Here is a 24246-nt window from a genome sequence, read left to right as displayed (position 1 = left end):
GGGGTGCGTGAACGCTCATGAAAGCCACATTCACGCCGATCGGTGCCGCCTACAGGACCGCCGCACCGGTGAGCGACCCGGCCGGCGCGTGGCTGATCGGCGTGGGCGGCCCGACGTCGGGTCGAGCCAGATGCGCACCTCGGGGCCGGCGGCCCGGCGGGCGATCATCGCCACCTCGACCGTCAGCTCGAAGAGCCGCCAGTCGCCGCGGGGCTCGGCGCGTAGGTCGGTCGCGATGGCTTCGATCAGCCGGGGGTCGCTGACCGGCTCGGCCCGCCCGGCCACGTAGGCCTCGTCGTCGCTGTCCTCGGGTGGGAACGAGTGCAGCGCGTAGCGCCCGTCGCGCTCGAGGTCGCGACGTTTGGGTGAGTCGACGACGAAGCAGAACAGCCCGTCATCGGTGATCACCGGTGAGACCGGGTGCACCCGCGGGCCGCCGTCTGCGCGGACGGTCGCGAGGTAGCCCAGGCCGGGGCCGTATTGGTGCATGAGGGCGTGGATCGCCCGCGCAAGTCGCGGCTCATCAGCGGCGAACTCAGACCAGGAAGCCATGGAGTGATTCTATCGTACATACGTACGAACCATAGGGTGATTCAATGCTGCTCTCCGATCGTGACCTGGTCACGGAGATCAAATCGGGCGCCCTAACGCTGGAGCCGTTCGAGCCCGCGCTGGTGCAACCGTCCAGCATCGACGTGCGGCTCGACCGGCTGTTCCGGGTCTTCAACAACCACCTCTACACGCACATCGACCCGGCCGTGCAGCAGGACGAGCTGACGTCGCTGGTCGAGGTGCCGGACGGTCAGCCGTTCGTGTTGCACCCGGGCGAGTTCGTGCTCGCCTCCACGATGGAGGTCATCTCTTTGGGTGACCGGCTCGCCGGGCGCCTGGAGGGCAAGTCCAGCCTCGGCCGGCTCGGGCTGCTGACCCACTCGACCGCGGGCTTCATCGACCCGGGGTTCTCCGGCCATGTGACGCTGGAGCTGTCCAACGTGGCCAACCTGCCGATCATGCTCTGGCCCGGCATGAAGATCGGCCAGCTCTGCATCTTCCGGCTGTCGTCGCCGGCCGAACACCCCTACGGCGCGGCCGTGTACGGCTCCCGCTATCAGGGTCAGCGCGGCCCGACGCCGAGCCGGGCCTGGCAGAACTGGCGCACCTGGCCGACCGCGCCGCCGGAGACAGAGGCATGAACGAACGGCGGGGGCCCGAGGGCCCCCGCCGTCAAAGCAACGAACCTAGCGCTTCTTCACCGATCGGTAGCCCGTGATCGGCATCGTGTTGACGCTGGACACCTGCACCGGCTTGCCGGCCCGCGGTGCGTGCACCATCTGGCCGTTGCCGATGTAGAGGCCGACGTGGCTGATCGGACTGTAGAAGAAGACCAGGTCACCGGCGCGTGGGCTGGATACCGGATAGGTCTCGTCCCACTGGTCGCCGGTGTAGTGCGTCAGTGACACACCCGCCTTGCCCCAGGCGTAGAGCGTCAGGCCCGAGCAGTCGAAGGTGTTGGGACCCGCCGTGTTGAACACGTAGGACTTGCCGACCTGCGCGCAGGCCGTCTTGACCGCCGTGGCCTCGCCGGTCGTCTTCGTCGTGATCTTCGGGCAGTTGGCCACGTTGACCCGGGTCGGCGGCAGCGACGCCTCGAGCTTCTTGATGTCAGCGGCGATCTGCTTCTTGCGCGCCGCGAGCTCGGTGTCGCTCTTCTTGTTGGCCGCGACGAGGCTGTCGAGCTTTGCCTTCTGCGCGTTGAACGCGTCCCGCGCCTTCACGACGTCGGCGATCTGCGCCTGCTCGTGCCGGGCCAGCATGTCGATGATCACGAGCTGGTCGGTGAGGTCGCCGGTCTTCGCCCCGGACAGGAGCATGCTCAGCTCGCCGGTCGGACCCGCCTTGTAGTGCTGGGCCGCGATGACGCCGATCCGGTCGAGCGCGATGTCAGCCCGCAGCGACAAAGGCTCGATTTTCTTTTGTAAGTCTTTAGCTTTCTTTTGGTTTTTCTGAAGGTCCGAGTGGACCTTGTTGTACTGCTCGATGACGGGCTCGAGCTGGCGCCATTTCTTGTCGATTTCCGCCTCGATCTGCTGCGGGCTGGGCGCCGCAGCAGCGACGCCGGCCGGCAGCACGGCGGCGACCACGCCGAAGGAAAGGGCCAGCAGCACATGGACTAACGGCCGGGACGCGCGCAAGGCGATTGCCTCCCGTAGTGAGACTGAGTGGGCGTGGGGGTTACGCCGCCGAGGAAACACATTAGGGAATGGCGAAACAGCCCGCAAGGCCGCATTCGCTGCGCTGTCAGGCGGGTACGGGCGGTGTAACACCTCCGCCGGGAAAGCCCGAATTGCCCTGACCGACAACCGCATTCAATACATCGTCGAGAGTCACTACTCCAAGAGGTGCGCGGCCGTCACTGACCAACACCATGTGCTGCCGCTCCCGCCGCATGGAGAGCAGAAGATCGGCCAGGCTGCGATCCGGCGGTACGACCGTGAGCAGCCGGATCATGTCCGCCGGCACCGGCGCCGTCCGGCTCGCACCCGCGTACCCGATGATGTCCTTGACGTGCACGAAGCCCAGCACCCGCCGGCTGCTGCGCTGCACGACCGGGAAGCGCGACCGCCCGGTTCGCGTCGCCAGCACCTCGAGCGACGCCGGCGACACGTCCTCGGCGACGGTGGTGACCGACGACCACGGGCGCATCGCGGCGACGGCGGTGCGGTCGTGCAACGCGAGCGCGCCGGTGATCCGGGCGTGCTCCTCGGAGCCGAGCAGCCCCTCCGTCCGCGCCTGCGAGACCAGCCCGGCCAGTTCCTCGGCGGTGAAGACGGTCTTCACCGCGTCCGTCGCCTCGACGCGCCAGAGACGCAACACGACGCGGGAGACCCACTTGAGCGCGACCAGCAGCGGCTTGGTCCCCACGCAGAACGCCAGCATCGCCGGGCCGAGCCAGAGCGCCGACGTCTCCGGGCCGGCGATCGCGATGTTCTTGGGCACCATCTCGCCGATCACCGTGTGCAGGTAGACCACGATCATCAGCGCCAGGACGAACGCCACCGGGTGCACCGCGGCGTCCGGCAGGCCCACCGCGTGGAACGGGCCCTCGAACAGGTGCGCGATGGCCGGCTCGGCGATCGCGCCGAGGCCGAGCGAGCAGATGGTGATGCCGAGTTGCGCGCCGGCGATCATCAGGGGGATCTGGTTCATCGCCGAGAGCGTCATCCGAGCCCGCCGGGACGTGCCGGCCAGCGGCTCGATGGCGGTGCGGCGCGACGCGATGAGCGCGAACTCGCTGCCGACGAAGAACGCGTTGCCCAGGATCAGCGCGACCGTGATCAGCAGGTTAAGCATGCTCGGCCTCCGGGCTGACGACGCGCACCTGCTCGATCCGGTGCCGCTCGACCTCCACGACCGTGAACTCCCAACCCGCGTCGCGGATCTCCTCGCCGGCCACCGGGATGTGCCCCAGCCGGGACATCAGGAAGCCGGCGAGGGTCTCGTAGGGACCGTCGGGCAGCCGGAACCCGGTCAGCTCGGCCAGCTCGTCCGCGCGCAGCATGCCGTCGACGAGGAACGTCCGCTCGCCGCCCGGCACGGTCAGCTCGACGGCGCCCGTCTCCTCGACCGCCTCCGGGTCGAACTCGTCGGCGATCTCACCGACCAGCTCCTCGACCAGGTCCTCGACCGTCACGACCCCGTCGGTGCCGCCGTACTCGTCGACCACGATCGCCAGGTCCGCGTCCGCCGCCCGCAGTGCGGCGAGCACGCCGTCGAGATCGAGACTCTCCGGGACGTAGACCGGCTCGCGGGCCACCGCGGCCACCGTCGTGGTCGTCCGCCGAGCCGGGGGTACGCCCAGCGCGTCGGGCACCGCGACCACACCGGTGATCAGGTCGAGGGTGTCCTCGTACACCGGGAATCGGGTCCGCCCGGTCTCCTGCGCGGCGGCGAGCAGCTCGGCGACGCTCGCCGAGCCGGGCAGGGCGATCACGTCGACCCGCGGGGTCATCGCCTCGGCCGCGCGCTTGTCGCCGAACCGGATGGTTCGCTGCAGCAGCATCGCGGTGTCGGAGGGCAGCGCACCGGCCCGGGCCGAGATGGCGGCGAGCAGACCCAGCTCCTCGGGCGAGCGGGCGCTGGCCAGCTCCTCCTGCGGCTCGATGCCGAGCCGCCGCACCACCCAGTTTGCCGACGCGTTGAGCACCGCGATCAGCCAGCGGAAGACCGCGGAGAACGCGCGCAGCGGCACCACCGTGCCGAGGACCGCCGACATCGGCCGGGCCAGCGCCGCGTTCTTCGGCACCAGCTCACCGAAGAGCATCGAGAGCAGCGTGGCCAGGGCGAGGGCGAGGATCGTGGTCACCGTACGGGTGGATTCGTGCGCCAGCGGCTCGATCAGCGGCCGGAACAGCTTGGCCAGCGCCGGCTCCGCGAGATAGCCGGTGAGCAGGGCGGCGATCGTGATGCCGAGCTGTGCGCCCGAGAGCTGGAACGACAGCTCGTGCAGCGCCTTACGGACGGTGCCGGCTCGCTTGTCACCGTCTGTCGCGCGCCGGTCGATCTCCGCCCGGTCGACGGTGACCAGGCCGAACTCGGCGGCGACGAAGAACGCGTTGGCGCCGGTCAGCAGCACGAACCCGACCAGCGGAAGGAGGGTGGTGAGCAATAGGTCGTCGATGATCGGTTCACCTCGGCGGGATTGTTTCACGCTTGGGCTTATTGACCTCCACTGCTACGTGCGGCGATGCTGTCGGGCACGGATCGAACACGGCGGGTGAAGAGCGGCGGCGGGAGGCCTGATGGGTGGGGCGGTGCTGGCAACGTTCGCGGGCGCGGTGGTCGTCGGCTGGAGCATGGGCTGGTTCGCCGAGCGGTTCCGCCGCGCCCGCGTTGATGTCCGGGCGACGAAGAAGGGCCTGCCGGTTCTGCAGAAGGCGATGTGGACGAACTTCCGCAAGGTGGCCGGCCGCATCGTGATCGTCGTGGCGCTGTTCGCCGCGGCCCTGTACGGCTGGGCCAACAGCCAGTCCTGAGGTTTTCCGCAGGTCGCTGGGTGGTCGGCCGCATGGTGGGCGGGCGGCCGCGTCCATAGCGTCGTTCGCATGATCCTTTCCAGCGAACCGCAGACCGCGAGCGGCATCGCCGCCTGGGCCGTCGACCTGATGGAGCGCCTCGGCGCGCCCGGCGCCGGGCTGGCCGTGGCCCTCGAGAACCTGTTCCCGCCGCTGCCCAGCGAGCTCATCCTGCCGCTCGCCGGCTTCACCGCGAGCCAGGGCGACATGAGCGTCGCGGCGGCGCTGTTCTGGACGACGGCCGGTTCGGTGGTCGGCGCACTCGCGCTCTATCTGGTGGGCGCCGCGGTCGGCCGGCACCGGATCCGGGCCATCGCGACCCGGCTGCCGCTGGTCCGCCTGCGGGACATCGACCGCACCGAGGAGTGGTTCGCCCGGCACGGCACGAAGGCCGTGTTCCTCGGCCGCATGATCCCCATCTTCCGCAGCCTCATCTCCGTGCCCGCCGGCGTCGAGCGCATGCCGGTGCCGACCTTCCTCGCGCTGACCACGGCCGGCAGTCTCATCTGGAACTCGGTCTTCGTCCTGGCCGGCTACCAGCTCGGGGAGTCGTGGTGGCGGGTCGAGGCGTACGCCGGCGTGCTGCAGAAGGTGGTCATCGGCGCCGTCGTGCTCCTGGTCGCCTGGTTCGTCGTCAACCGGCTGCGCCGACCCGTGGGCCGGCACGGGGCGTAGCGGGGCGGTCCGCGTACCGTAGGGTGCTCGGCCGTCCGAGGGGGAGAGATGCCGCGTCTGGTGCTGCTGCGCGACGGCCGGTGGCCCGACGTGGCGGGGGTGTGCTGCTGGCGCACCGCGGCCCGGTCCGCCTTCGCCGCCGCCGGTTCGGACGTCGCCGAGGCGACCTGGACGCAGGCCGCGGCGCGACCGTCCAGGCCGGAGGGTCCCGGGCGGCTGGTCGACCTCTTCCGCAGGAACGTCCCGGATCCCGGCCCGCCGCCCGTTCCCGGCCTCGACGACGGCGCGATCGTGATCGCCGAGTCGCTGCGGGCGGCGCTCGCCGCGGTCGACGGCGGCGCGCCCGGTGCACGGCTGTGGGCCCTCGCGCTGCCGCCCACCCGCGGGTTGCCGGGCGACAGCACGCCGTTCGGCCAGCTGGTCAACGAGGTGGCACCGCGGATCGCCGGCTTCGTCACCGACAGCGAGTTGGGGCGCGACGCCGTCGAGCGCACGGTCACGACCGCGCGGCCCAGGGTCGTCATCCTGCCGCCGGTCGTGCCGGACCGCCGGTGTCCAAGGTGTTCGGCGGGCGCGCCGGAGGACGGCCTGGACCCCGACGTCGCCGACGACGTCGCCCAGCTCGCCGCATGGCGGAACCCGTCCGACACCTACTCGTTCGCGATGAGCCGCCGCCGCGGCCTGGCCGCCGACTGGGCGCCGGCGGACCTGCTCACCTGGGCGCAGGACGGCCGCGGGCAGGCCCGGGCGAGCCTGCCCGACGCGCCGCCGGACTGGACGGCCGCGGCGCAGGACCGCGGCGCCCGCGAGCTGCTCGCGGCCGCGCTGACGGCCGGGGCGCCGCGGCTGCGTCCCACCCGCGAGGTGCTGGTCTCCGGCTTCGACCTCAAGTTCATCCGCGAGCTGGCGGGCCGGCTCGACGAGCGACCCGATCTGTCGGTCACGCTCGACGAGTGGCAGTTCGTGTCGTGCGGCACGGCGGACACCCCCGGGCTCGTCGAACGGGCGGACACCATCGTCGGCGAGTGGGCCAGGCCCAGCGCGGTCTGGCTGGCCAAGCACAAGCGACCCGACCAGCGCCTCGTGATCCGGCTGCACCGGTTCGAGATCGACGCGCCGTACCCGCGGCAGATCGAGATCGACAATGTCGACGCGGTCGTCTACATCGCACCCGCGCTCGGGCCGCGGATCCGCGACGAGCTCGGCTGGCCCGAGGAGAAGCTGGTCTACATCCCGAACTTCCTGGACATCAACTGGCTCGACCGGCCCAAGCTGCCGGACGCCCGGTTCGCGATCGGGATGGTCGGCACCGAACGCTCACTCAAACGCCTCGACCTCGCCCTCGACGTCGTCGCCGCCGTGCGCCGGGCAGACCCGCGGTTCGTGCTGCACGTCCGGTCGATCGTCCGGGACAGCACGCACGCGGGCGTCGACCGCGCCGAGCAGGAGTACGCCGGCTGGGTCGAGGACCGGCTCGAGCGCGACGCGATCCTGCGCGCCGGCGTGGTGTTCGAGCCGCCGGGGCGGGACATGGCCCGCTGGTACCGCCGCGTCGGCGGCTTCCTGTCGACGAGCGACATCGAGGGCGTGCACCTCGCCGCGGCCGAGGCCATGGCCTCCGGTGCCGTGCCGGTGTTCCGGCCCTGGCCAGGGGTGCGCGCGGTGTACGACGACCGGTGGATCCACGGCTCGGTGGACGACGCGGCGGCCGCCCTGCTGGCGAACGCCGACCCCGAGGTCTGGGCCGAGCGGTCGGCCGCCGCCAAGGCCGAGATGCGCCGCCGCTACGACCCGGCGGGCGTCCTGGACGCCTGGACGGAACTGCTGCACGGCGACCTCGACCGCGCCCGGAAGTCGTTCGACACTCCCTAGGAGCCCAGGTAGCGGAGCACTGCCAGGACCCGCCGGCTGTAGCCGGTGGTGTGCGACAGGTCGAGCTTGTCGAAGATGGCGTTGACGTGCTTCTCCACCGCGCTCTGCGACACGTGCAACTGGGCCGCGATGCCGGCGTTGGTGTGGCCCTGCGCCATCCGGTCGAGCACCTCGGCCTCGCGCGGGGTCAGCCGGCGCAGGGGGTCGGTGTGCGAGGTGCGGGCCAGCAGTTGCCGGACCACCTCCGGATCGAACGCGGCCCGGCCCGCGGCTACCCGGTCCAGCGCGTCCAGGAACTCGCCGACCTCCGCCACCCGGTCCTTGAGCAGGTAGCCGACCCCGTCGCTGCGCGTGGTGAGCAGCTCGACCGCGTACCGGCGCTCGACGTACTGCGAGAGCACCAGGACGCCCACCGCGGGCCAGCGGTTGCGGATCTCGACCGCCGCCCGCAACCCCTCGTCGCGGTGGTTGGGCGGCATCCGCACGTCGGCGACCACCACGTCGGGTTGGTCAGCGGCGACCGCGGCCAGCAGCGCCGACGCGTCACCCACCTCGGCGACGACCTCGTGCCCCTCGTCGGTCAGCAGGCGGGCCAGGCCGGCCCGGAGCAGCACCGAGTCTTCGGCCAGGATCACGCGCATGGCAGCTCCGCTTCGACCGTCGTGGGACCGCCGGGCGGGCTGTCGACGCTGAAGGAACCGTCCAGCGCGGCCGCCCGCCGCGCGAGCCCGGACAGGCCACCGCCGGCCGGATCGGCACCGCCGGGTCCGTCGTCGGTGACCGTGACCCGCACGGTCCCCTCGGCGCGCAGCACGCGGACGGCGACCCGGCTGCCCGGTGCGTGCTTGGCCGCGTTGGTCACGGCCTCCGACACCACGAAGTAGGCGGCGGTCTCGACGGCGGACGGCAGCCGGCCGACCCGGCAGTCGACGGTCACCGGCACGCCGCCGCGTTCCGCCACCCGGGCCAGCGCCTCCGCGAGCCCCAGGTTGTCGAGATCGGCCGGGTAGGCGCGCCAGGCGACGTCGCGCAGCTCCGCCAGGATCTCCCGGGCCTCGTCGTGGGCCTGCCGGACCAGCTCGTCGGACCGGGTGCGGTCGGCGGTGCCGCGCCGGGCCTGGCCGAGCAGCAGGCCGAGGGCGACGAGCCGCTGCTGCACGCCGTCGTGCAGGTCCCGCTCGATCCGCCGGCGTTCGGCGTCGACGGCGGCGACCACGCCGGCGCGGCTCGCCGCCAGCTCGCTGATCCGCCGCTCGTAGCGCGCCCGGTCGCTCGGCACCAGCAGCCGCACCGCGAGCCATCGGTCCAGCGCGGCCACACCCAGGAAGCCCTGCAGGGCCAGGAAGAACAGCACGAGACCGCCGACCACCTGGGCGAACACGAGCCACGCGCTGCTGCGGCCGACGAACAGGTCCCGGGCCCAGACCGCGCCGGTGCCGAGGCCGTAGAGGAAGAGCAGGGCGACGAACCCACCGAGCAGACCCACGAGCCAACGGACACCGAGGTACGCGACGGCGCGGCGCCCGGGATAGTCGTCGAGGTGCTCGACCGCGCCGCCGCCGGGCAGGAACGCGGTGATCCGCCAGCGCTCCACCTCGACGAGGTGGCGGGCCGGGCGCTCGATGCCCACCGGCTGGCGCCCGCGGATCAGCTCGACCAGTGCGACCAGCGCGGCCCAGCCGAGGAAGGCGAGCTCGGCGACGGCGGTGGCCGCGCCGACGGACACACCGACGAACAGCCGCCCGCCGGCGCCGACCAGCCCTGCCATCATGGCCTGCACGGTACAGCTGTGGTTTTCCGCAGGTCGCGGCGTGTGGAAACGCTCAGCTCGGGCTGTAGCCGAGCAGCGACATGTCGCGCACGTTGGCGGGCTCGGTGACCTGAGCCTTTACCGTGCGGTCCGCGCCCAGCAGGGTCAGCTTGTTGTTCTCAGTCCGCACCAGAATGCCGCCGTCGGGCTGGAACAGCACCGCCGTGACCGCACCCGTCACCGGCAGGCGCACGTCCGCGCCGGTGGCCACGTCGACGACCGCGTTCGCGAACACGTCCCGACCGATGTCACCGTCCGGCTGGTCACCCGTGCGCTGGTTGACCGCCATCAGCTTCCCGTCCGCCGAGATGCTGAACGGGTCACAGCTCCGCCGGAGCTCCGGGTTCGACTTGCTGTCCAGGTCGCCGAACACCGGCACCAGACGGGCGTTGCCACCGTCGGCGTCGGCCGTGCCGATCCGGCACTCACCCGTCGCGTACCCGAGGCGATGCCCGCCGGCGGACCACAGGAAATGCATCCCGTCGGGCTGGTGCGCCAACGCCGTGAAGGCACCCGACGCCACGTTGACCACGCCCATCGTCCGGCCGCCGTCGCCGGCGCTCTTCGCCACCAGTAGTCGCTGGGAGTCCGGTGACCAAGCCGGCTCGAAGCCGGCGTCGATGCTGTCCCGCAGGACGGTCCGCTTGTCGTGCCCGTCCCGGTCGGCGACCACCACGTGCTGGTCGCCGTCGATGAACGCGACCGACGTGCCGTCCGGCGACACGTTCGCGTTGTACGCGCCGGCGCTCAGCACGGTCTGCGTGCCCGACCTGGTCAATCGAACCAACCGGTCCGCGTCGGCGTAGTACAGCCAACCCGGCAGCCCGACGATGGAGCCCACGGCCGCCGGGGTGCTGGACGGCGGGCTGGACGGCGTCGCGGTCGGCGACGGCGAGACCGATGGCAGGTCGACAGCGGACGGCGGTGCGACCGCGGGCGTGTTCCCCTGCGTCGCGGGCAGGCCCAGCTGCCAGGTGAACACGCCGGCCACGGCCAGGACGCACGCCACCGCGGCGCTCCGGACGATGGCCTGGTTGCGCCCGATCCGCTTCGAGCGGGCCAGCGACCGGTCGAGGAAGTCCACCGGCTTCGCCTGGTCGCTGAGGTTCGCCAGGCTCTCGCGCAGTTCGTCGTCGTTCATCTTCCGGTACCTCCGGTGGTCCGGAATTCCTTGAGATCCGGCACGAGCTTGCGCAGGTGCTCGAGGGCCCGCGCGGTCTGGGTCTTGACCGTGCTGACCGATACGCCCAGCATGTCCGCCGCCTCCGCCTCGGTGTGGTCCTCGAAGTAGCGGAGCACCACCACGGCCCGCTGCCGCTTGCTGAGCGAACCCAGCGCCCGTTCGAGGGTCATGCGCCAGGCGATCGCGTCCGGGTCGTCGTGGCCGCCCCGGGCCGTCTGCTCGGGCAGGTCGCCGGGGAGCATCTCGGCCACCTTCCGCCGCCGCCACACCGAGACCTGCAGGTGGTACATGACCCGGCGGGCGTACGCCTCGGCGTTTCCGGTCTCGTGGAGCCGGGACCAGGACCGGTGCGTACGGGCGAGCGCCTCCTGCACGAGGTCTTCCGCGAGGTGTTGGTCGCCGGTGAGCAGGTAGGCCGACCTGAGCAATGCATGGCTTCTGGCCCGGACGAACGTCGCGTAATCGTCCTCGCGAGTGGCCATGCCTGATCCGATCGACGAGGAACCGTGAGCGGTTGGGGAGTCTAGTACCGCCATCGTCGCTGTCCGGACCGGCATCGGGTCTCCGCGGGTCGGGACTGCCCGCGGCGCCCCCGTGAGCGCCGCGGGCAGCCGCGTCAGTTGGGGCTGTAGCCGAGCAGAGCCAGGCCGCGCACGGCCGCGGGCTCGGTGACCTGAGCCTTGACCGTGCGGTCCGCGCCCAGCAGGGTCAGCTTGTGGTCCTTGGTCCGCACGAGGATGTCGCCGTTGGGCTGGAACAGGACCGCGGTCACGGCACCGGTCACCGGCAGGCGCACGTCCGCACCGGTGGCCACGTCGACGACCGCGTTCGCGAACACGTCCCGACCGATGTCACCGTCCGGCTGGTCACCCGTGCGCTGGTTGACCGCCATCAGCTTCCCGTCCGCCGAGATGCTGAACGGGTCACAGCTCCGCCGGAGCTCCGGGTTCGACTCGTTGCCCAGGTCGCCGAACACCGGCACCAGGCGGAAGTTGCCGCCGTCGGCGTCGGCCGTGCCGATCCGGCAGGTGCCGGTCGCGAAGCCCAGCCGCTGTCCGTCGGCCGACCACACCAGGTGGATCCCCTCCGGCTGGTGCGGCAACGCGGTGAAGGCGCCCGACGCCACGGTGACCACGCCCATCGTCGCGCCACCGCCGGCGGCGCTCTTCGCGACCAGCAGGCGCTGCGAGTCGGCGGACCACACCGGCTCGTGGCCTTGCGTGACGCTGTCCCGGAGCAGGGTGCGCTTGTCGCCACCGTCCCGGTCGGCCACCACCAGGTCCCCGTCGTTCTCGACGAACGCGACCGACGCGCCGTCCGGTGACACGTTCGCGTTGTAGGCGCCGGCCTTCAGCACGGTGTCCACACCCGACTTGGTGAGCCGGACCAGCTTGTCCGAGTCGGCGTAGTAGAGCCAGCCCGGCAGGCCGGCGACCGAGCCCTCGGTCGCGGACGCGGACGCCGACGGAGCCGGAGCCGACGGGGTGGACGAGACGGTCGGGGCCGAGGCCGGGCTTCCGGCGGCGGCCGAACCCGTTCCGCAGGCGGCGGTCAGCAGCACGGCGGCGCCGGCGAGGCAGGTGGCGGCGGCGGCGACGAGGGTAGGGCGAGCGATCTTCGCGTTCATCAGAGAGAGCCCTGTTCGAGAGAAGTGAAAGGAAGTCGCCGGCCGGGCGTCGTGCTGTCTTGTACGCCTATCAAGACGCGACCCGGGTTCGAGCCGGGCGACAGTACGTTCGGCCTTCTTTCACTCACCCGAACGGTGGATGCTCTACCCCGCGGTGGCGGCCTCCGGCTCGGCCGACGACGCCGGGCTCTCCGGCTTGACCGAGCGCAGCAGGACGGTGGCCACGTCGACCACCTCGACGCCGTCGGTGGCGCCGGCGGCCTGCTTGGCGGTGACGCCGTCGTTGATCATGGTGAAGCAGAAGGGGCAGCCGACCGCGATCGTGTGTGCGCCGGTGGAGATGGCCTCCTCGACGCGCTCGATGTTGATGCGCTTGCCGATCCGCTCTTCCATCCACATCCGAGCGCCGCCGGCGCCGCAGCAGAACGAGCGTTCGGAGTTGCGGGGCATCTCGGTGAGTTCGGCGCCGCCGGCGGATGCCTCGAGGACCTCGCGTGGCGGGGTGAAGACCCGGTTGTGGCGGCCCAGGTAGCACGGGTCGTGGTAGGTGACCCCGCCGTCGACGGGCTGCACCGGGGTCAGCTTCCCGGAGGCGACCAGGTCGGCCAGCAGTTGGGTGTGGTGCACGACCTCGAAGCTGCCGCCCAGGGCGCCGTACTCGTTGCGCAGGGTGTTGAAGCAGTGCGGGCACGACGCGACGATCTTCTTCACGCCCGCCTCGTTGAGGGTCTCCACGTTCTGCTGGGCGAGCATCTGGAAGACGAACTCGTTGCCGATGCGGCGGGCCGGGTCACCCGTGCAGGTCTCCCCCTCGCCGAGGATCGCGAAGTCGACGCCGGCCTCGTGCAGCAGCGTGGCGACCGCGCGGGTGGTCTTCTTCGCCCGGTCCTCGAACGCGCCGGCGCAGCCGACCCAGAACAGGTATTCGAAGTCGTCACCGGCGCCGGCCCGCTTGACCTCGAAGTCCAGGCCCTTGGTCCAGTCCTCGCGGGTGTTCGGCGGCGCACCCCACGGGTTGCCCTTGTTCTCCAGGTTGCGCAGCATCACGCCGGCCTCGGACGGGAACGACGACTCGATCAGCACCTGGTAGCGGCGCATGTCGACGATGTGGTCCACGTGCTCGATGTCGACCGGGCACTGCTCGACACACGCACCGCAGGTCGTGCACGACCACAGCACGTCCGGGTCGATGACGCCGCCGTCGGACGCGCCGCCGATCAACGGCCGGTCCGCCTCGGCCATGGCCAGCACGTCGACCCCGGCCAACTGCTCCTTGCTGGCCTTCTCCTCGCCGCTCAGGTCCTTGCCACCGCCGGCCAGCAGGTAGGGCGCCTTGGCATAGGCGTGGTCACGCAGCGAGAGCACCAGCAGCTTCGGCGACAGCGGCTTGCCGGTGTTCCACGCCGGGCACTGCGACTGGCAACGGCCGCACTCCGTACACGTGGAGAAATCGAGCAGACCCTTCCAGGTGAACTGCTCCACCTGCGCCACGCCGAACTGGTCCTTCTCCGGGTCGGCCTCCTCGAAATCGAGCAGCTGCCCGTTGGAGGTCATCGGCCGCAACGCGCCCAGACCCGAACCCGCCGGCTTGGCCGGGTCACGCTTGAAGAAGATGTTCGGGAACGCCAGGAAACGGTGCCAGGCCACACCCATCGTCACGTTCAGCGAGATCACGATCAGCCACGTCATCGAAATGACGATCTTGATCGCGGCGACCACCGGCGCGCCGGCCTCCCACGCCGGCAACACCGACCCCAGACCGTGCGACAACGGCGCCGCCCAGGTCGGGAAGTCCAGATGATCGTTGGCGGCCTTGAACCCGCGGATCAGGAACCCGCAGACCAGCACACCGACGATGACCCACTCGACGAAATAGCCCTGCCACATCGTCGAACCAGTGAACCGGGACAGCCCACGCCCCCGGCCCGGACGGTTCCGCAACCGCACCGAGATCAGATAGAGGATCCCCACGATGCCGAGGATCCCGATGATCTCCGTGACGAAACCGAAAACCACCCAACCCGACAGCCACGGGATCCCGCCCGCCGGCGAGGCCACCTCGAAATAGGCCTCCAGCACCAGCAACGACAGCACGACGAACGCGACCATCACGAACCAGTGCGCCGCACCCACCGCGGACCACTTCAACATCCGGGTATGCCCGGCCGTCTCCGTGAGCATCACCCTGGTCCGGGCGCCCCACGAGCCCAGCCGGGCCGGGTCGGGCTGCCCCTGCCGGACCACGGCGAGCATCCGCGTGACAGCGCGGGCCGCCAACGCCACAGCAACGAGCGTGATCAGACCAGCGATGGTCGTACAGATGATCTCGACGACGCCCATGCGCGCAGCCTCCGTTGGCCTAGGTGTGGCTGAGGTCCAGGCTACGGCACAGGTTACTGCTCAGTAACGTGAGGTGTGCCGCACCCGGGTCTCCCAGGTCACCTTAGTCAACAGATCATCAACGCCAGCGGCTGAACACCGCGAGCGAGGCGACCATCGCACCGAAGCCGATCGCGAGGTTCCAGTAGGTCCACGACGCCACCGGGTAGTCGGTGTCGGAGAGGTAGTAGACCACCAGCCATGCGATGCCGAACACGATGAGTGCGACGCCGGTCACAGGGAGCCAGCGCGGGCTCGGCTTGCGGCTCGCGGCCACCGACGACGGGCGTACGTCGGTAGGAGGGGTGTAGACCTTCTTCTTGCGAACCTGCGACTTGGGCACGACGCTCTCTCCTGGTTGTGGTCCTCGCTCGGGCCTGTCAACCGGCGACGGTCCATGGCCAATAATGTTCGCCAGCTAGCGTAATCAACGCGGCGCGTCGCGGCCATGGACGGGCGGCATCGGGTTGTGGGAATAATCCCGACCACCGGATTTGACCAGCTCGCACGGAGGAGGAGCCAGGTGCCCGACTCGACCTTCTGGCGGGCCGCACTGCGCCGGGCCGCGCGGGTCCGCAAGCCGCGTAATGCCTGGTCGGCGCTGGTGCCGTTGATCGCCTTGGCGGCCGGCCTGCTGTTCACCACGACGGCCAGGACCGCCGACGGCACAGCTCTGCGCGAAGATCGCCGGCCGCGGCTCGCTCAGGTGGTCAACGAGGAGCGCGATCGGGTGACGGCCAGCCAGCAGCGCGCCCGCGAGCTGGCCGACGCGGTCCGGAGCCAGACCGAGCAGCTGGCCCGCACCGACGGCCCCATCCGCGCCGAGAGCGAGCGGGCCAAGGGCATGGAGCCGGCCGCCGGGTTCACCGCCGTGCACGGGCCCGGGCTGACCGTCCGGCTCGACGACGCACCACAGCGCGCCGGCGACCGCCCCGACGGTGTCCGCCCCGACGACCTGGTCGTGCACCAGGGCGACGTGCAGGCCGCGGTCAACGCGCTCTGGGCCGGCGGTGCCGAGGCAATGTCGATCATGGGGGTCCGCGTGTTGTCCACCAGCGCGGTACGCTGCGTCGGCAACACCTTGCTCCTGCACGGACGTGTCTACTCTCCACCGTTCGTGATCACGGCGATCGGTGATCCCACCGCGATGCAACGGGCGTTGGGCGAATCCGACGGCGTACGTCTCTTCAAAGACGCTGTCGATCACTTCCAGCTCGGATATCAAGAGACGGTGGAGAAGGACGTGACGATACCCGCGTTCGAGGGGTCCAGTGCCCTCCGATCAGCGAAGGTGACTTCATGAGGCTTTCGCCGTCATGACGCGCGACCAGAACGGGCGGCATCGGGCGCCTGATGCCGAAGACGCGACCGCGGTCATACCGCGCGTGGCCGACGCGACCGCACGCCGGCCGCATCCGCGGCCACTCGAGTTCCAGGGCACCCGTCCCCAGCCGCCGGCGGCGACCGTGCACGACGTCCCGGTGACGCCGGGTCTGATGCTGCGACCGCCGGCGCCCGAGGCCGACAGCACGGCGATCATCCCCAAGGCGGTCGACACCACGGCCGTGATCCCGAAGGTCGCCGCGCCGACGCCCGACCAGACCGCGGTGATCCCCAAGGTCCCGACGCCCGGCCCGGCACCGGTGCCGCCCAAACCGGCGGCCGACGTGACCACGGTGATGGGCGCGGTGCCGCCGGCGCCGGAGAAGGTGGACCCGTCGGAGCTGCCGCCTCCGCCGAAGCCCCGCCGGGGTGAGCGGGTGGTGCGACTGCGGGCGGAGAACGTCGGCGACGACTACCGCAGCGTCTACTCCGAGCTGACCCGGCCCACCGTCTGGTCGCGGATCCGCACCGGCATCCGGGTCGGCGGCGAGCTGATGATCACCTTCGGCCTCGTGGTGCTGCTCTTCGCGGCTTACGAGGTCTGGGGCGTCGGCGTCGTCCAGGGCGGCAAGCAGGACGCGCTGGCCGGCGCGCTCGAACAGCAGTGGGCCAACGAGCCGGGCGACGACCCGACCGTCGGGCCGACCGCCGGCACCGGTGGGCTCGGCTCCAAGATCCACGGCATCGCGAAGCTCTACATCCCGGCCCTCGGCCAGCAGTGGGTGGTGGTCGAAGGGGTCACCCAGGCCGACATCCGCTACGCGCCCGGGCACTACCCGGACACCGCGCAGCCCGGCCAGGTCGGCAACTTCTCCGTCGCCGGCCACCGCAACCGGGCCACCTTCTGGCGGCTGGACGAGCTCAACAACGGCGACGCGATCGTCGTCGAGGACAAGTCCAACTGGTACGTCTACAAGGTCGTGAAGACCCGGATCGTGCTGCCCACGCAGGTCGAGGTGGTGGCGCCGGTGCCGATGCTGCCGGGGTCCAAGCCGACCAAGGCGATGGTCACGCTGACCACCTGCAACCCGAAGTTCGACAACTACCAGCGCCTGATCGTGCACGGTGAGCTGGCCCGGACCCAGCCGAAGTCGCAGGGCGACCCGGCCGAGCTGGGAGGCTGACCGATGTACGCGTGGATCTGGCGCAAGTTGCCGTTCGACGGCGTCGTGGGCAAGCTGCTGACCTCGCTCGTGCTGATCACGGGCATATTGGCACTGTTCTGGTTCGTCGTGTTTCCTTGGGCGGAGCCGCTGCTGCCGTTCGACGACGTCCAGGTGACGCAGGACGGCGGCGTCCCGGGGGCTCCGGGCGGCGCGGGCGTGGACGACCCCGGTGTCGGCACCGGGACGCCCGACCCGCGCGAGTCCGGGCTGGGCGACCACGACCTGCCGTACTCGACCACGACCGACAACCCGCTTCCGAGGTAACCACCGTGCGCGTGCTGGTGATCGACAACTACGACTCGTTCGTCTTCAACCTGGTGCAGTACCTGGGCCAGTTGGGGGTCGAGTGCGACGTGCGGCGCAACGACGAGATCGACGTCGCCGCCGTCGGCCGATCCGGAGCCGCGGGCGTCCTGCTCTCACCCGGCCCGGGTACGCCCGAGCGCGCCGGCATCTGCCTCGACGTGATCAAGGCGTACGCCGGTGAGCTGCCGATCTTCGGGGTGTGCCTGGGGCACCAGGCGATCGGTGCGGCGTTCGGTGCCACCGTGACCCGGGCGCCGGAACTGCTGCACGGCAAGACGTCGCTCGTGCACCACCGCGGCGCGGGTGTGCTCGGCGGGCTGCCCGATCCGTTCACGGCCACCCGCTACCACTCGCTGGCCGTGCTGCCAGAGACGCTGCCCGACGAGATCGAGGTCACCGGCACCACCGAGTCCGGTGTGGTGATGGCCATGCGGCACCGGACGCTGCCGATCGAGGGCGTGCAGTTCCACCCGGAGTCGGTGCTGACCGAGGGCGGCCACCTCATGCTCGCCAACTGGCTGGCGGCGTGCGGCCACACCGAGGCCCTGGAGCGCGCTCCGGAGCTGTCGGCCGAGGTCGACGCCCGGCGGCTGGCCGCTTTCGCCGCCGCCTGACGTCAGCTCTTGTGTGACCGGTCGTCGCCGACGATCGGGCGGCCGCCGCCGATGCCCGGGATGATGTCGCCGATCCCACCGTTGTTGCCGCCGGGCGGCTCTGAGGTCGGGTCACCCGTGGGCTCTTCGTCGGGCTCCTGGAAGACCGTCACCGTGATGGTGACCGTGGAGTCCACCTCGGCTTCCTTCTTGCCGTCCGGATCCTGCGAGGTGACCCGGTTGGCGAGGTTCTCGCTCTGGACGACCTGACCCTCCTCGACCTCCACGTCGAAGCCCGCCGCGCGGAGTACGGCTTCAGCCTCCACCCGCGTCTGGCCTACGACGTTCGGGACCTCCTTCAGCTTGCCGTTGGAGACTTGGACCTTGATCACGGTGTTGGGCTTCACCGAGCTGCCGGCCTTGTCGACGGCAAGCACGATGCCCTTGCGCTCCGAGCTGTTGACCTCGACGAAGTTTGGCTTGAGCCTCGCGTCCACGAGCGCCTTCTCGGCCGCATCGCGGGTCTGGCCCTTGAGGTCGGGCACCTCGACCGTGCCGGGGCCGGCGCACACGGTCAGCGCGACCGTGCTCGCCTTGGCCGCCTTGGACCCGCCCTCCGGGCTCTGCTCGATGACCGTGTTCTCCGCGCAGTCGTCGGCTTCCTTGCGGGTCGTCTCGACCCCGAAGCCCGCGGTGACGAGCGTCTGCTGCGCCTCCGCCACCGGCCTGCCGACGACCGAGACGACGTCGACCTTCTCGCCCCGGGCGTTCTGCACGAGCAGCCCGGCGACCAGCGCGATCACGGCGAGGACGCCGAGCACGCTCAGCACGGCCAGCACCCAGTTGGAGCGCTTGCGCCGCTGCGCGTCGCCCACCCGGGCGGCCGGGATCGCGCGCGTCGGCGGGCCGCTCTGCGGCCGCCGCACCGTGGCGGTGGCCGCGTTCGCCGCGCCCATCGGCATGGTCTCCTGGTCGCGCATCACCGGCGTGGCCATCACGGGCCGGCCGGTGGCCGCGCGGAGCAGGTCGGCGCGCATCTCGCCGGCGCTCTGGTAGCGGTTGAGCGGGTTCTTGGACAGCGCCTTGAGCACGATCGCGTCGATCGGCGGCGTCACGTCGCGGTTGATCTCGCTCGGCGCCCGCGGGTCTTCCCGGACATGCTGGTAGGCGACGCTGACCGGGCTGTCGCCGACGAACGGCGGATGGCCGCAGAGGAGCTCGAACAGCACGCAGCCGGCGGCGTAGACGTCGGACCGGGCGTCGACCGCCTCGCCGCGGGCCTGCTCCGGCGACAGGTACTGCGCCGTGCCGATCACCGCGCTGGTCTGCGTCATCGTGGTCGCGCCGCTGGCCAGGGCCCGGGCGATGCCGAAGTCCATGACCTTGACCTGGCCGTTCTGCGTGAGCATCACGTTGCCGGGCTTGATGTCGCGGTGGATGATGCCGTGCCGGTGGCTGAACTCCAGCGCGGCGCAGATGTCGGCCGTGATCTCGAGGGCGCGGCGCGGCATCAGCCGACCCTCGGCGGCCAGCACCTCCTTGAGGGTGCGGCCGTTGACGAACTCCATGACGATGAACGGCAGGGTCTCGCCGGTGGGCGCGATCTCCTCGCCGGTGTCGTAGACGGCGACGATCGCCGGGTGGTTGAGCGAGGCGGCGTTCTGGGCTTCGCGCCGGAACCGCATCTGGAACGTCGCGTCGCGGGCCAGGTCGGTGCGGAGCATCTTGATCGCGACGTCCCGGCCGAGCCGGAGGTCGCGGCCGCGGTGCACCTCGGCCATGCCGCCGTATCCGAGCAGCTCGCCGACCTGGTACCTGCCACCCAGCAGGCGGGCCTGCGTCATCTCGTCAACATTCCTTCGCTCGTCATCCCGATGTGGAGGATTCGCTCTCCAAGACGGTACGGGGCGATCGTCGCCTCGGTTCCACCGACGGGTAGATGAAGCGCGGTCGTTACCTTCCCCACGGGAGCCATGGAGGACGAACCGCCGCCGCCGTTGTTTCCGTCACTGTTGCGCAGACTGAGCATGTAGGAGATGACCCCGGCGCAGACGAGCACCAGCACGCCGAGTATCACTGCCAACACGACCAGTAACCGCCGCCCCCCGCCACCGGATTCGGCTGCGGACGGCACCGACGCATAACCGTATCCTGCGGGCGCCGGTGGCCGATTTGCCGGCGCGCTCGGATAGCCGCCCCGCGGCACCGGGTTACCCACGACGGGTGGCGGCTGCGGCGGACGGGCACCGGCTCGGGGCGGCGCCGGGTTGATCGGACCCTGCACCGTGGCCCGCCCGCTCGGCGCGAGCGCGGGCGACGCGGGGGCGCCCGAGATCGGCCCGGCCTTGGGCGGGATGGTCGGCGAGAGCGGCCGGTGGGGCATGACCGGCCCGGCCGTCGCCAGGGTCGCCGCGGCCTGCCGCGACACGGCCGAGAAGGCCGACGCCGTGGGCCAGCGGGCACCCGGGTCCTTGGCCATCGCCCGCTCGACGATCGACCTGATCGCCGGCGGGATGTCGCCCGGAAGTGGGCGAGCCGTCTCCCGCACGTGCTTCATGGCGATCTCGAGCGGGTTGTCGCCCTCGAACGGCCGGCGCCCGGACAGGCACTGGTAGGCGACCACGCCCAGGGCGTACACGTCGGAGGACGGTGTGGCGATGGCGCCGGCCGCCTGCTCCGGCGAGATGTATGAGGCGGTGCCGAGCACCGAGCCGGCCGCGGTGAGCTGGCCGACGATGTCCGAGCGGGCGATGCCGAAGTCGGTCAGCACCAGCGTGCCGTTGGGGCGCACCAGCAGGTTGCCGGGCTTGACGTCGCGGTGGACGATGCCCTTCTCGTGCGCCGCCTGCAGCGCGTCGGCCGCCTGGGCGACCAGGGCCATGGTCCGCGCCGGGGTGAGCCGGCCGACCCGGCCCAGCGTGCGGGAGAGCGCGTCGCCCTCGACGTACTCCATGACCAGGAACGCGATCTGCTGGTCGCTGCCGTAGTCGTAGACGTCGACCACACCGGGGTGGTTGATCGTGGCCATCGTGCGCGCCTCGCCGCGGAACCGCTCCGCGAACCCGGGCTCGTCGAGCAGCGCGGGCAGCAGGATCTTCACCGCCACCGTGCGGCCCAGCACCTCGTCGGTGCCGCGCCAGACGTCGCCCATGCCGCCGCCGGCGATGCGCTCGTCGAGGCGGTAGCGGCCGCCGAGCATGACCCCCGGGCTGATCACCTCAGCTGCCCTCCGCGTCGGTGACGACCGCCCGCATGATCTGGCCACCGATCCGGGCGGCCTCGCTGCTGCCGCCGGGGCCCGCCTCCTGGAGGAAGACGGCGACGGCGCTGACCGGCTGGCCGTTCTTGATCGCGAAGCCGATGAACCAACCGTGGTCCTTGCGGTCCGGCGCGGACTGGGCGGTGCCGGTCTTGCCGCCGACCTCGACGTCGTCGATCTGCGCGTTGCGGCCGGTGCCGTTCTCGACGACGTTGATCATCATGTCGCGCAGGTCGCCGGCCACCTGGCGGCTGACCACCGCGCCGTTGAGCTCCTTCGGCGTGGCGGTGTAGTGCGAGGTCGTGCGGTCCGGCCCGAGCAGCTTCTGCACGAGGTAGGGGCGCATCTGCCGGCCGTCGTTGGCGACCGCCGCGGCGATCAGCGCGCCCTGCATCGGGGTCATCCGGACGTTGTTCTGGCCGATGCCGCTCTGCGCGAGCGCGGCCGGGTCGTCGCCGCCGTCCGGGTTCTTGATGTCACCGGTCTCGCTCGGCGCGACCGGAATGCCCTCGGCGTTGAGCCGCCCGCAGGTGAGGTCGGTGTTGCCGAAGCCGAACTTGCGGGCTTCTTCCTTGATCTTGTCGGCGCCGAGCGCGACCGCGAGCTTCGCGAAGCCCGTGTTGCACGACTCGGTCAACGCCTCGCGGAGGGTGACCTGGCTCTCCGGGCAGATCGAGTCGGCCGCGTTGCGGATGTCGGTGCCGGAGGTCGGCGGCGTGTACGACGAGCCCGCCGAGATCTGGGTCTGCTGGGTGTAGCCGCTCTCCAGCGCCGCCGCCGCGTCGATCACCTTGAACGTCGAGCCGGGCGGGTACGTCTCGCTCAGCGCCCGGTTGACCAGCGGCTTGTCGGGATCGCGGTCGAGCTTGTCGTACGCGGACGAGGCCGCGTCGGTGTCGTGGCTGACCAGCGGGTTGGGGTCGAAGCTCGGCATCGAGACCAGCGCCTGCACCGCGCCGGTCTGCGGGTTGATCGCCACCGCCGCGCCCTTCTCGGCGCCCACCCGGTTGTTGCTCAGCTCCTTGTAGCCCGTCTCCTGAGCCCGCTTCGAGAGGCTCAGCAGCACGCTGCCGCCGGGCGTCTTCTCGCCGGTCCACAGGTCGGAGATGCGGTCGGCGACCAGCGCGTCGGCGGTGCCCGCGAGGAACTCGTCCTCGGTGCGCTCGATGCCGGTGGCCGCCAGGTTGACCGGGTTGTAGCCGACGACGTGCGCGTACGCCTCCGGGTTCGGGTACTGCCGGATGTACTTGAGCTCGCCGTCGGTCGGCTTGCTGGTCGCCAGCGCGGTGCGCCCGGCCTCGATGACGCCGCGCTCGCGCTCGTACTCGGCGACCTGGACCCGGCCGTTGTAGTCGCTGTTGCGATATTCGTCGGCCTTGTAGGCCTGCACCCAGTTCAGGTTGGCGAACAGCAGCGCGAAGAGCACCAGGACGACGACGCCGACCCGGCGCAGGGGTGCGTTCACGGCTTGATCACCTCCGTGGGCGCCCCGTGCAGCTGCGCGGGGGCACTTGCTGTCGCGCCGCCGCTCGGCCGGGCCGAGGCCGACCCGTCGACCGGCCGCCGGGCCGCGTCGGAGACCCGGAGCAACACCGCGATCAGCATCCAGTTGGCCATCAGCGACGAACCACCGGCGGACAGGAACGGCGTGGTCTGCCCGGTCAGCGGAATCAGCCGGCTGATGCCACCCACGATGACGAACACCTGCAAGGCCAGCGTGAACGCGAGGCCGCCGGCCAGCAGCTTGCCGAAGGAGTCCCGCACCGCGAGGCCCGCGCGCAGGCCGCGCTGGACGATGACCAGGTAGATGATCAGGAGCGCGGAGAGCCCGAAGAGGCCGATCTCCTCACCGATGCCGGCGAAGATGAAGTCGTTGTGCACCTCGGGGATCTTGGTCGGCTGCCCGCCGCCCGGCCCGGCTCCGAACAGCCCGCCGCTGCCCAACCCGAGCAGTGACTGGACGAGTTGGTAGCCGCGCTCGTACGGGTCGGAGAACGGGTCGAGCCAGATCTCGGCGCGCTGGTAGAAGTTGGCGAACGGGCCGCCGACCGAGGCGCCGAGCAGGTACGCGGCGTACGCACCGCCGAAGAACAGCAGCAGACCGATGATCAGCCAGCTCACCCGCTCGGTGGCGATATAGAGCGTGACCACGAACATGCCGAAGTAGAGCAGCGAGGTGCCGAGGTCCTTCTCGAAGATCAGGACCAGCAGCGAGACCGCCCAGACCGCGAGCACCGGGCCGAGGTCGCGGCCGCGCGGGAAGTCGACGCCGAGCACCCGGCGGCTGGCCAGCGAGAGCACTTCCCGCTTGCGCACCAGGTAGTAGGCGAAGAAGGCGAGCAGTGCCAGCTTGGCGAACTCACCCGGCTGGATCTGGAAGCCACCGATCTTGATCCACAGCTTGGCGCCGTTGATCTCGGAGAACTGACCGGGCAACAGGGCTGGGATCAGCACCAGGACGATGCCGCCGAGCCCCAGGGTGTACGCGTACCGGGAGATCGCCCGGTGGTCCTTGACCACGAGGAGCACCAGCGCGGCGAAGACGACCGCGATCAGCGTCCAGGCGAGCTGGCGGCCGCCCGTACCCGCGAAGATCGGGTAGTTGAGGCGCTCGGCGGCCGGCGCCTCCGCCAGGTCGAGCCGGCGTAGGAAGCCCACGCCGATGCCGTTGAGCAGGGCGACGGCCGGGATCAGGGCCGGGTCGGCGTACGGCGCCGCGTACCGGACCACCAGGTGCAGCCCGAGGAAGAGCGCGCTGAGCACGGCCGCCGGCACCCAGAAGTTGCCGGTGATCGTGTCGAACATGGTGAGCTGGATCGTCGCGCTGTACGCCGCGACGAGCAGCATGGCGAAGCCGAGCAGCGCCAGCTCGGCGTTGCGCCGCGTCTGCACGTCTCGGACGCGCGGCAGCTCACCCGTCG

At 71.0% G+C, this 24246-nt stretch carries 21 protein-coding genes and 2 pseudogenes; 8 read left to right on the top strand and 15 right to left on the bottom strand.

The annotated features are described in order from the left end of the window. Window positions 1–30 precede the first annotated feature (30 nt). On the bottom strand, window positions 31–552 hold the full coding sequence (locus tag AB0H87_RS02140; protein ID WP_360138125.1) for a pyridoxamine 5'-phosphate oxidase family protein: 522 nt from the start codon (window positions 550–552) through the stop codon (window positions 31–33). A 44-nt stretch (window positions 553–596) separates the two neighbouring features. Here AB0H87_RS02140 and dcd point away from each other — a divergent pair, with 44 nt between their 5' ends. Then, complete coding sequence (gene dcd / locus AB0H87_RS02135) at window positions 597–1193, top strand: dCTP deaminase (protein WP_360138122.1); 597 nt, start codon at window positions 597–599, stop codon at window positions 1191–1193. 45 nt (window positions 1194–1238) lie between these two features. Here the strand turns inward: dcd and AB0H87_RS02130 are convergent, their stop codons facing one another. From AB0H87_RS02130 to AB0H87_RS02120, 3 genes are all read right to left on the bottom strand, one after another. Further along, the gene (locus tag AB0H87_RS02130; RefSeq protein WP_360138119.1) at window positions 1239–2192 is read right to left on the bottom strand and encodes an NlpC/P60 family protein; all 954 of its coding nucleotides are present in this window, start codon (window positions 2190–2192) and stop codon (window positions 1239–1241) included. A 106-nt stretch (window positions 2193–2298) separates the two neighbouring features. Further along, window positions 2299–3351: a hemolysin family protein gene (locus AB0H87_RS02125; protein ID WP_360138116.1), complete on the bottom strand. Its 1053-nt coding sequence runs from the start codon at window positions 3349–3351 to the stop codon at window positions 2299–2301. Then, window positions 3344–4678, bottom strand: a complete 1335-nt coding sequence (locus AB0H87_RS02120) for a hemolysin family protein (RefSeq protein ID WP_360138140.1) — start codon at window positions 4676–4678, stop codon at window positions 3344–3346. The genes AB0H87_RS02125 and AB0H87_RS02120 overlap by 8 nt, the downstream gene beginning before the upstream one ends. Window positions 4679–4799: 121 nt before the next feature. On the opposite strand from AB0H87_RS02120, the gene AB0H87_RS02115 reads away from it, so the two are divergent. From AB0H87_RS02115 to AB0H87_RS02105, 3 genes and pseudogenes are all read left to right on the top strand, one after another. Further along, on the top strand, window positions 4800–5033 hold the full coding sequence (locus tag AB0H87_RS02115) for a hypothetical protein (RefSeq protein ID WP_360138113.1): 234 nt from the start codon (window positions 4800–4802) through the stop codon (window positions 5031–5033). A 69-nt stretch (window positions 5034–5102) separates the two neighbouring features. After that, window positions 5103–5723: pseudogene (locus AB0H87_RS02110) on the top strand (DedA family protein); the annotation flags it as partial. Between the two features lie 72 nt (window positions 5724–5795). Next, window positions 5796–7619 carry a hypothetical protein gene (locus tag AB0H87_RS02105; protein WP_360138110.1) on the top strand — a complete coding sequence of 608 codons (1824 nt, stop codon included), beginning with the start codon at window positions 5796–5798 and terminating at the stop codon, window positions 7617–7619. On the opposite strand, the gene AB0H87_RS02100 is transcribed toward AB0H87_RS02105, so the two are convergent. From AB0H87_RS02100 to AB0H87_RS02070, 7 genes are all read right to left on the bottom strand, one after another. Further along, complete coding sequence (locus AB0H87_RS02100) at window positions 7616–8260, bottom strand: response regulator transcription factor (protein WP_360138107.1); 645 nt, start codon at window positions 8258–8260, stop codon at window positions 7616–7618. The two genes, AB0H87_RS02105 and AB0H87_RS02100, sit on opposite strands and share 4 nt — an antisense overlap. Then, window positions 8251–9390, bottom strand: a complete 1140-nt coding sequence (locus tag AB0H87_RS02095) for a histidine kinase (RefSeq protein WP_360138104.1) — start codon at window positions 9388–9390, stop codon at window positions 8251–8253. The genes AB0H87_RS02100 and AB0H87_RS02095 overlap by 10 nt, the downstream gene beginning before the upstream one ends. A 52-nt stretch (window positions 9391–9442) precedes the next feature. Next, the gene (locus AB0H87_RS02090) at window positions 9443–10570 is read right to left on the bottom strand and encodes a hypothetical protein (RefSeq protein WP_360138101.1); all 1128 of its coding nucleotides are present in this window, start codon (window positions 10568–10570) and stop codon (window positions 9443–9445) included. Beyond that, window positions 10567–11094 carry a SigE family RNA polymerase sigma factor gene (locus tag AB0H87_RS02085; protein ID WP_360138098.1) on the bottom strand — a complete coding sequence of 176 codons (528 nt, stop codon included), beginning with the start codon at window positions 11092–11094 and terminating at the stop codon, window positions 10567–10569. The genes AB0H87_RS02090 and AB0H87_RS02085 overlap by 4 nt, the downstream gene beginning before the upstream one ends. 134 nt (window positions 11095–11228) lie before the next feature. After that, window positions 11229–12239 (bottom strand): hypothetical protein, encoded by a 1011-nt coding sequence (locus AB0H87_RS02080; RefSeq protein WP_360138095.1) that lies wholly within the window; start codon window positions 12237–12239, stop codon window positions 11229–11231. Window positions 12240–12383: 144 nt separating this feature from the next. After that, a complete protein-coding gene (locus AB0H87_RS02075; protein WP_360138092.1) occupies window positions 12384–14579 on the bottom strand; it encodes a (Fe-S)-binding protein in 2196 nt (731 codons plus the stop codon). Window positions 14580–14697: 118 nt separating this feature from the next. Beyond that, window positions 14698–14961: a cell division protein CrgA gene (locus AB0H87_RS02070; RefSeq protein ID WP_360138089.1), complete on the bottom strand. Its 264-nt coding sequence runs from the start codon at window positions 14959–14961 to the stop codon at window positions 14698–14700. A 180-nt stretch (window positions 14962–15141) separates the two neighbouring features. On the opposite strand from AB0H87_RS02070, the gene AB0H87_RS02065 reads away from it, so the two are divergent. From AB0H87_RS02065 to AB0H87_RS02050, 4 genes and pseudogenes are all read left to right on the top strand, one after another. Then, a complete protein-coding gene (locus tag AB0H87_RS02065; RefSeq protein ID WP_360138086.1) occupies window positions 15142–15921 on the top strand; it encodes a DUF881 domain-containing protein in 780 nt (259 codons plus the stop codon). Between the two features lie 436 nt (window positions 15922–16357). Next, window positions 16358–17125: pseudogene (locus tag AB0H87_RS02060) on the top strand (class E sortase); the annotation flags it as partial. 3 nt (window positions 17126–17128) lie between these two features. Next, window positions 17129–17431 carry a hypothetical protein gene (locus AB0H87_RS02055; protein ID WP_360138083.1) on the top strand — a complete coding sequence of 101 codons (303 nt, stop codon included), beginning with the start codon at window positions 17129–17131 and terminating at the stop codon, window positions 17429–17431. A gap of 5 nt (window positions 17432–17436) precedes the next feature. Then, window positions 17437–18087, top strand: a complete 651-nt coding sequence (locus tag AB0H87_RS02050; RefSeq protein ID WP_360138080.1) for an aminodeoxychorismate/anthranilate synthase component II — start codon at window positions 17437–17439, stop codon at window positions 18085–18087. Between the two features lie 2 nt (window positions 18088–18089). On the opposite strand, the gene pknB is transcribed toward AB0H87_RS02050, so the two are convergent. The 4 genes from pknB to AB0H87_RS02030 are packed head-to-tail and all read right to left on the bottom strand — an operon-like array spanning window position 18090 to window position 24172. Continuing rightward, window positions 18090–19910 carry a Stk1 family PASTA domain-containing Ser/Thr kinase gene (gene pknB / locus AB0H87_RS02045; RefSeq protein ID WP_360138077.1) on the bottom strand — a complete coding sequence of 607 codons (1821 nt, stop codon included), beginning with the start codon at window positions 19908–19910 and terminating at the stop codon, window positions 18090–18092. Next, the gene (locus AB0H87_RS02040; RefSeq protein WP_360138074.1) at window positions 19907–21283 is read right to left on the bottom strand and encodes a protein kinase; all 1377 of its coding nucleotides are present in this window, start codon (window positions 21281–21283) and stop codon (window positions 19907–19909) included. Before AB0H87_RS02040 ends, pknB begins: the two co-directional genes overlap by 4 nt. A 1-nt stretch (window position 21284) precedes the next feature. After that, window positions 21285–22790: a penicillin-binding protein 2 gene (locus tag AB0H87_RS02035; protein WP_360138071.1), complete on the bottom strand. Its 1506-nt coding sequence runs from the start codon at window positions 22788–22790 to the stop codon at window positions 21285–21287. Beyond that, entirely contained in the window at window positions 22787–24172 is a 1386-nt protein-coding gene (locus AB0H87_RS02030; protein ID WP_360138137.1) for an FtsW/RodA/SpoVE family cell cycle protein, read from the bottom strand. The genes AB0H87_RS02035 and AB0H87_RS02030 overlap by 4 nt, the downstream gene beginning before the upstream one ends. Window positions 24173–24246 lie beyond the last annotated feature (74 nt).

The organism is Asanoa sp. NPDC050611 (assembly GCF_040654855.1).
Classification (GTDB): domain Bacteria; phylum Actinomycetota; class Actinomycetes; order Mycobacteriales; family Micromonosporaceae; genus Asanoa.
This window is presented reverse-complemented; position numbering and strand designations above follow the sequence as displayed.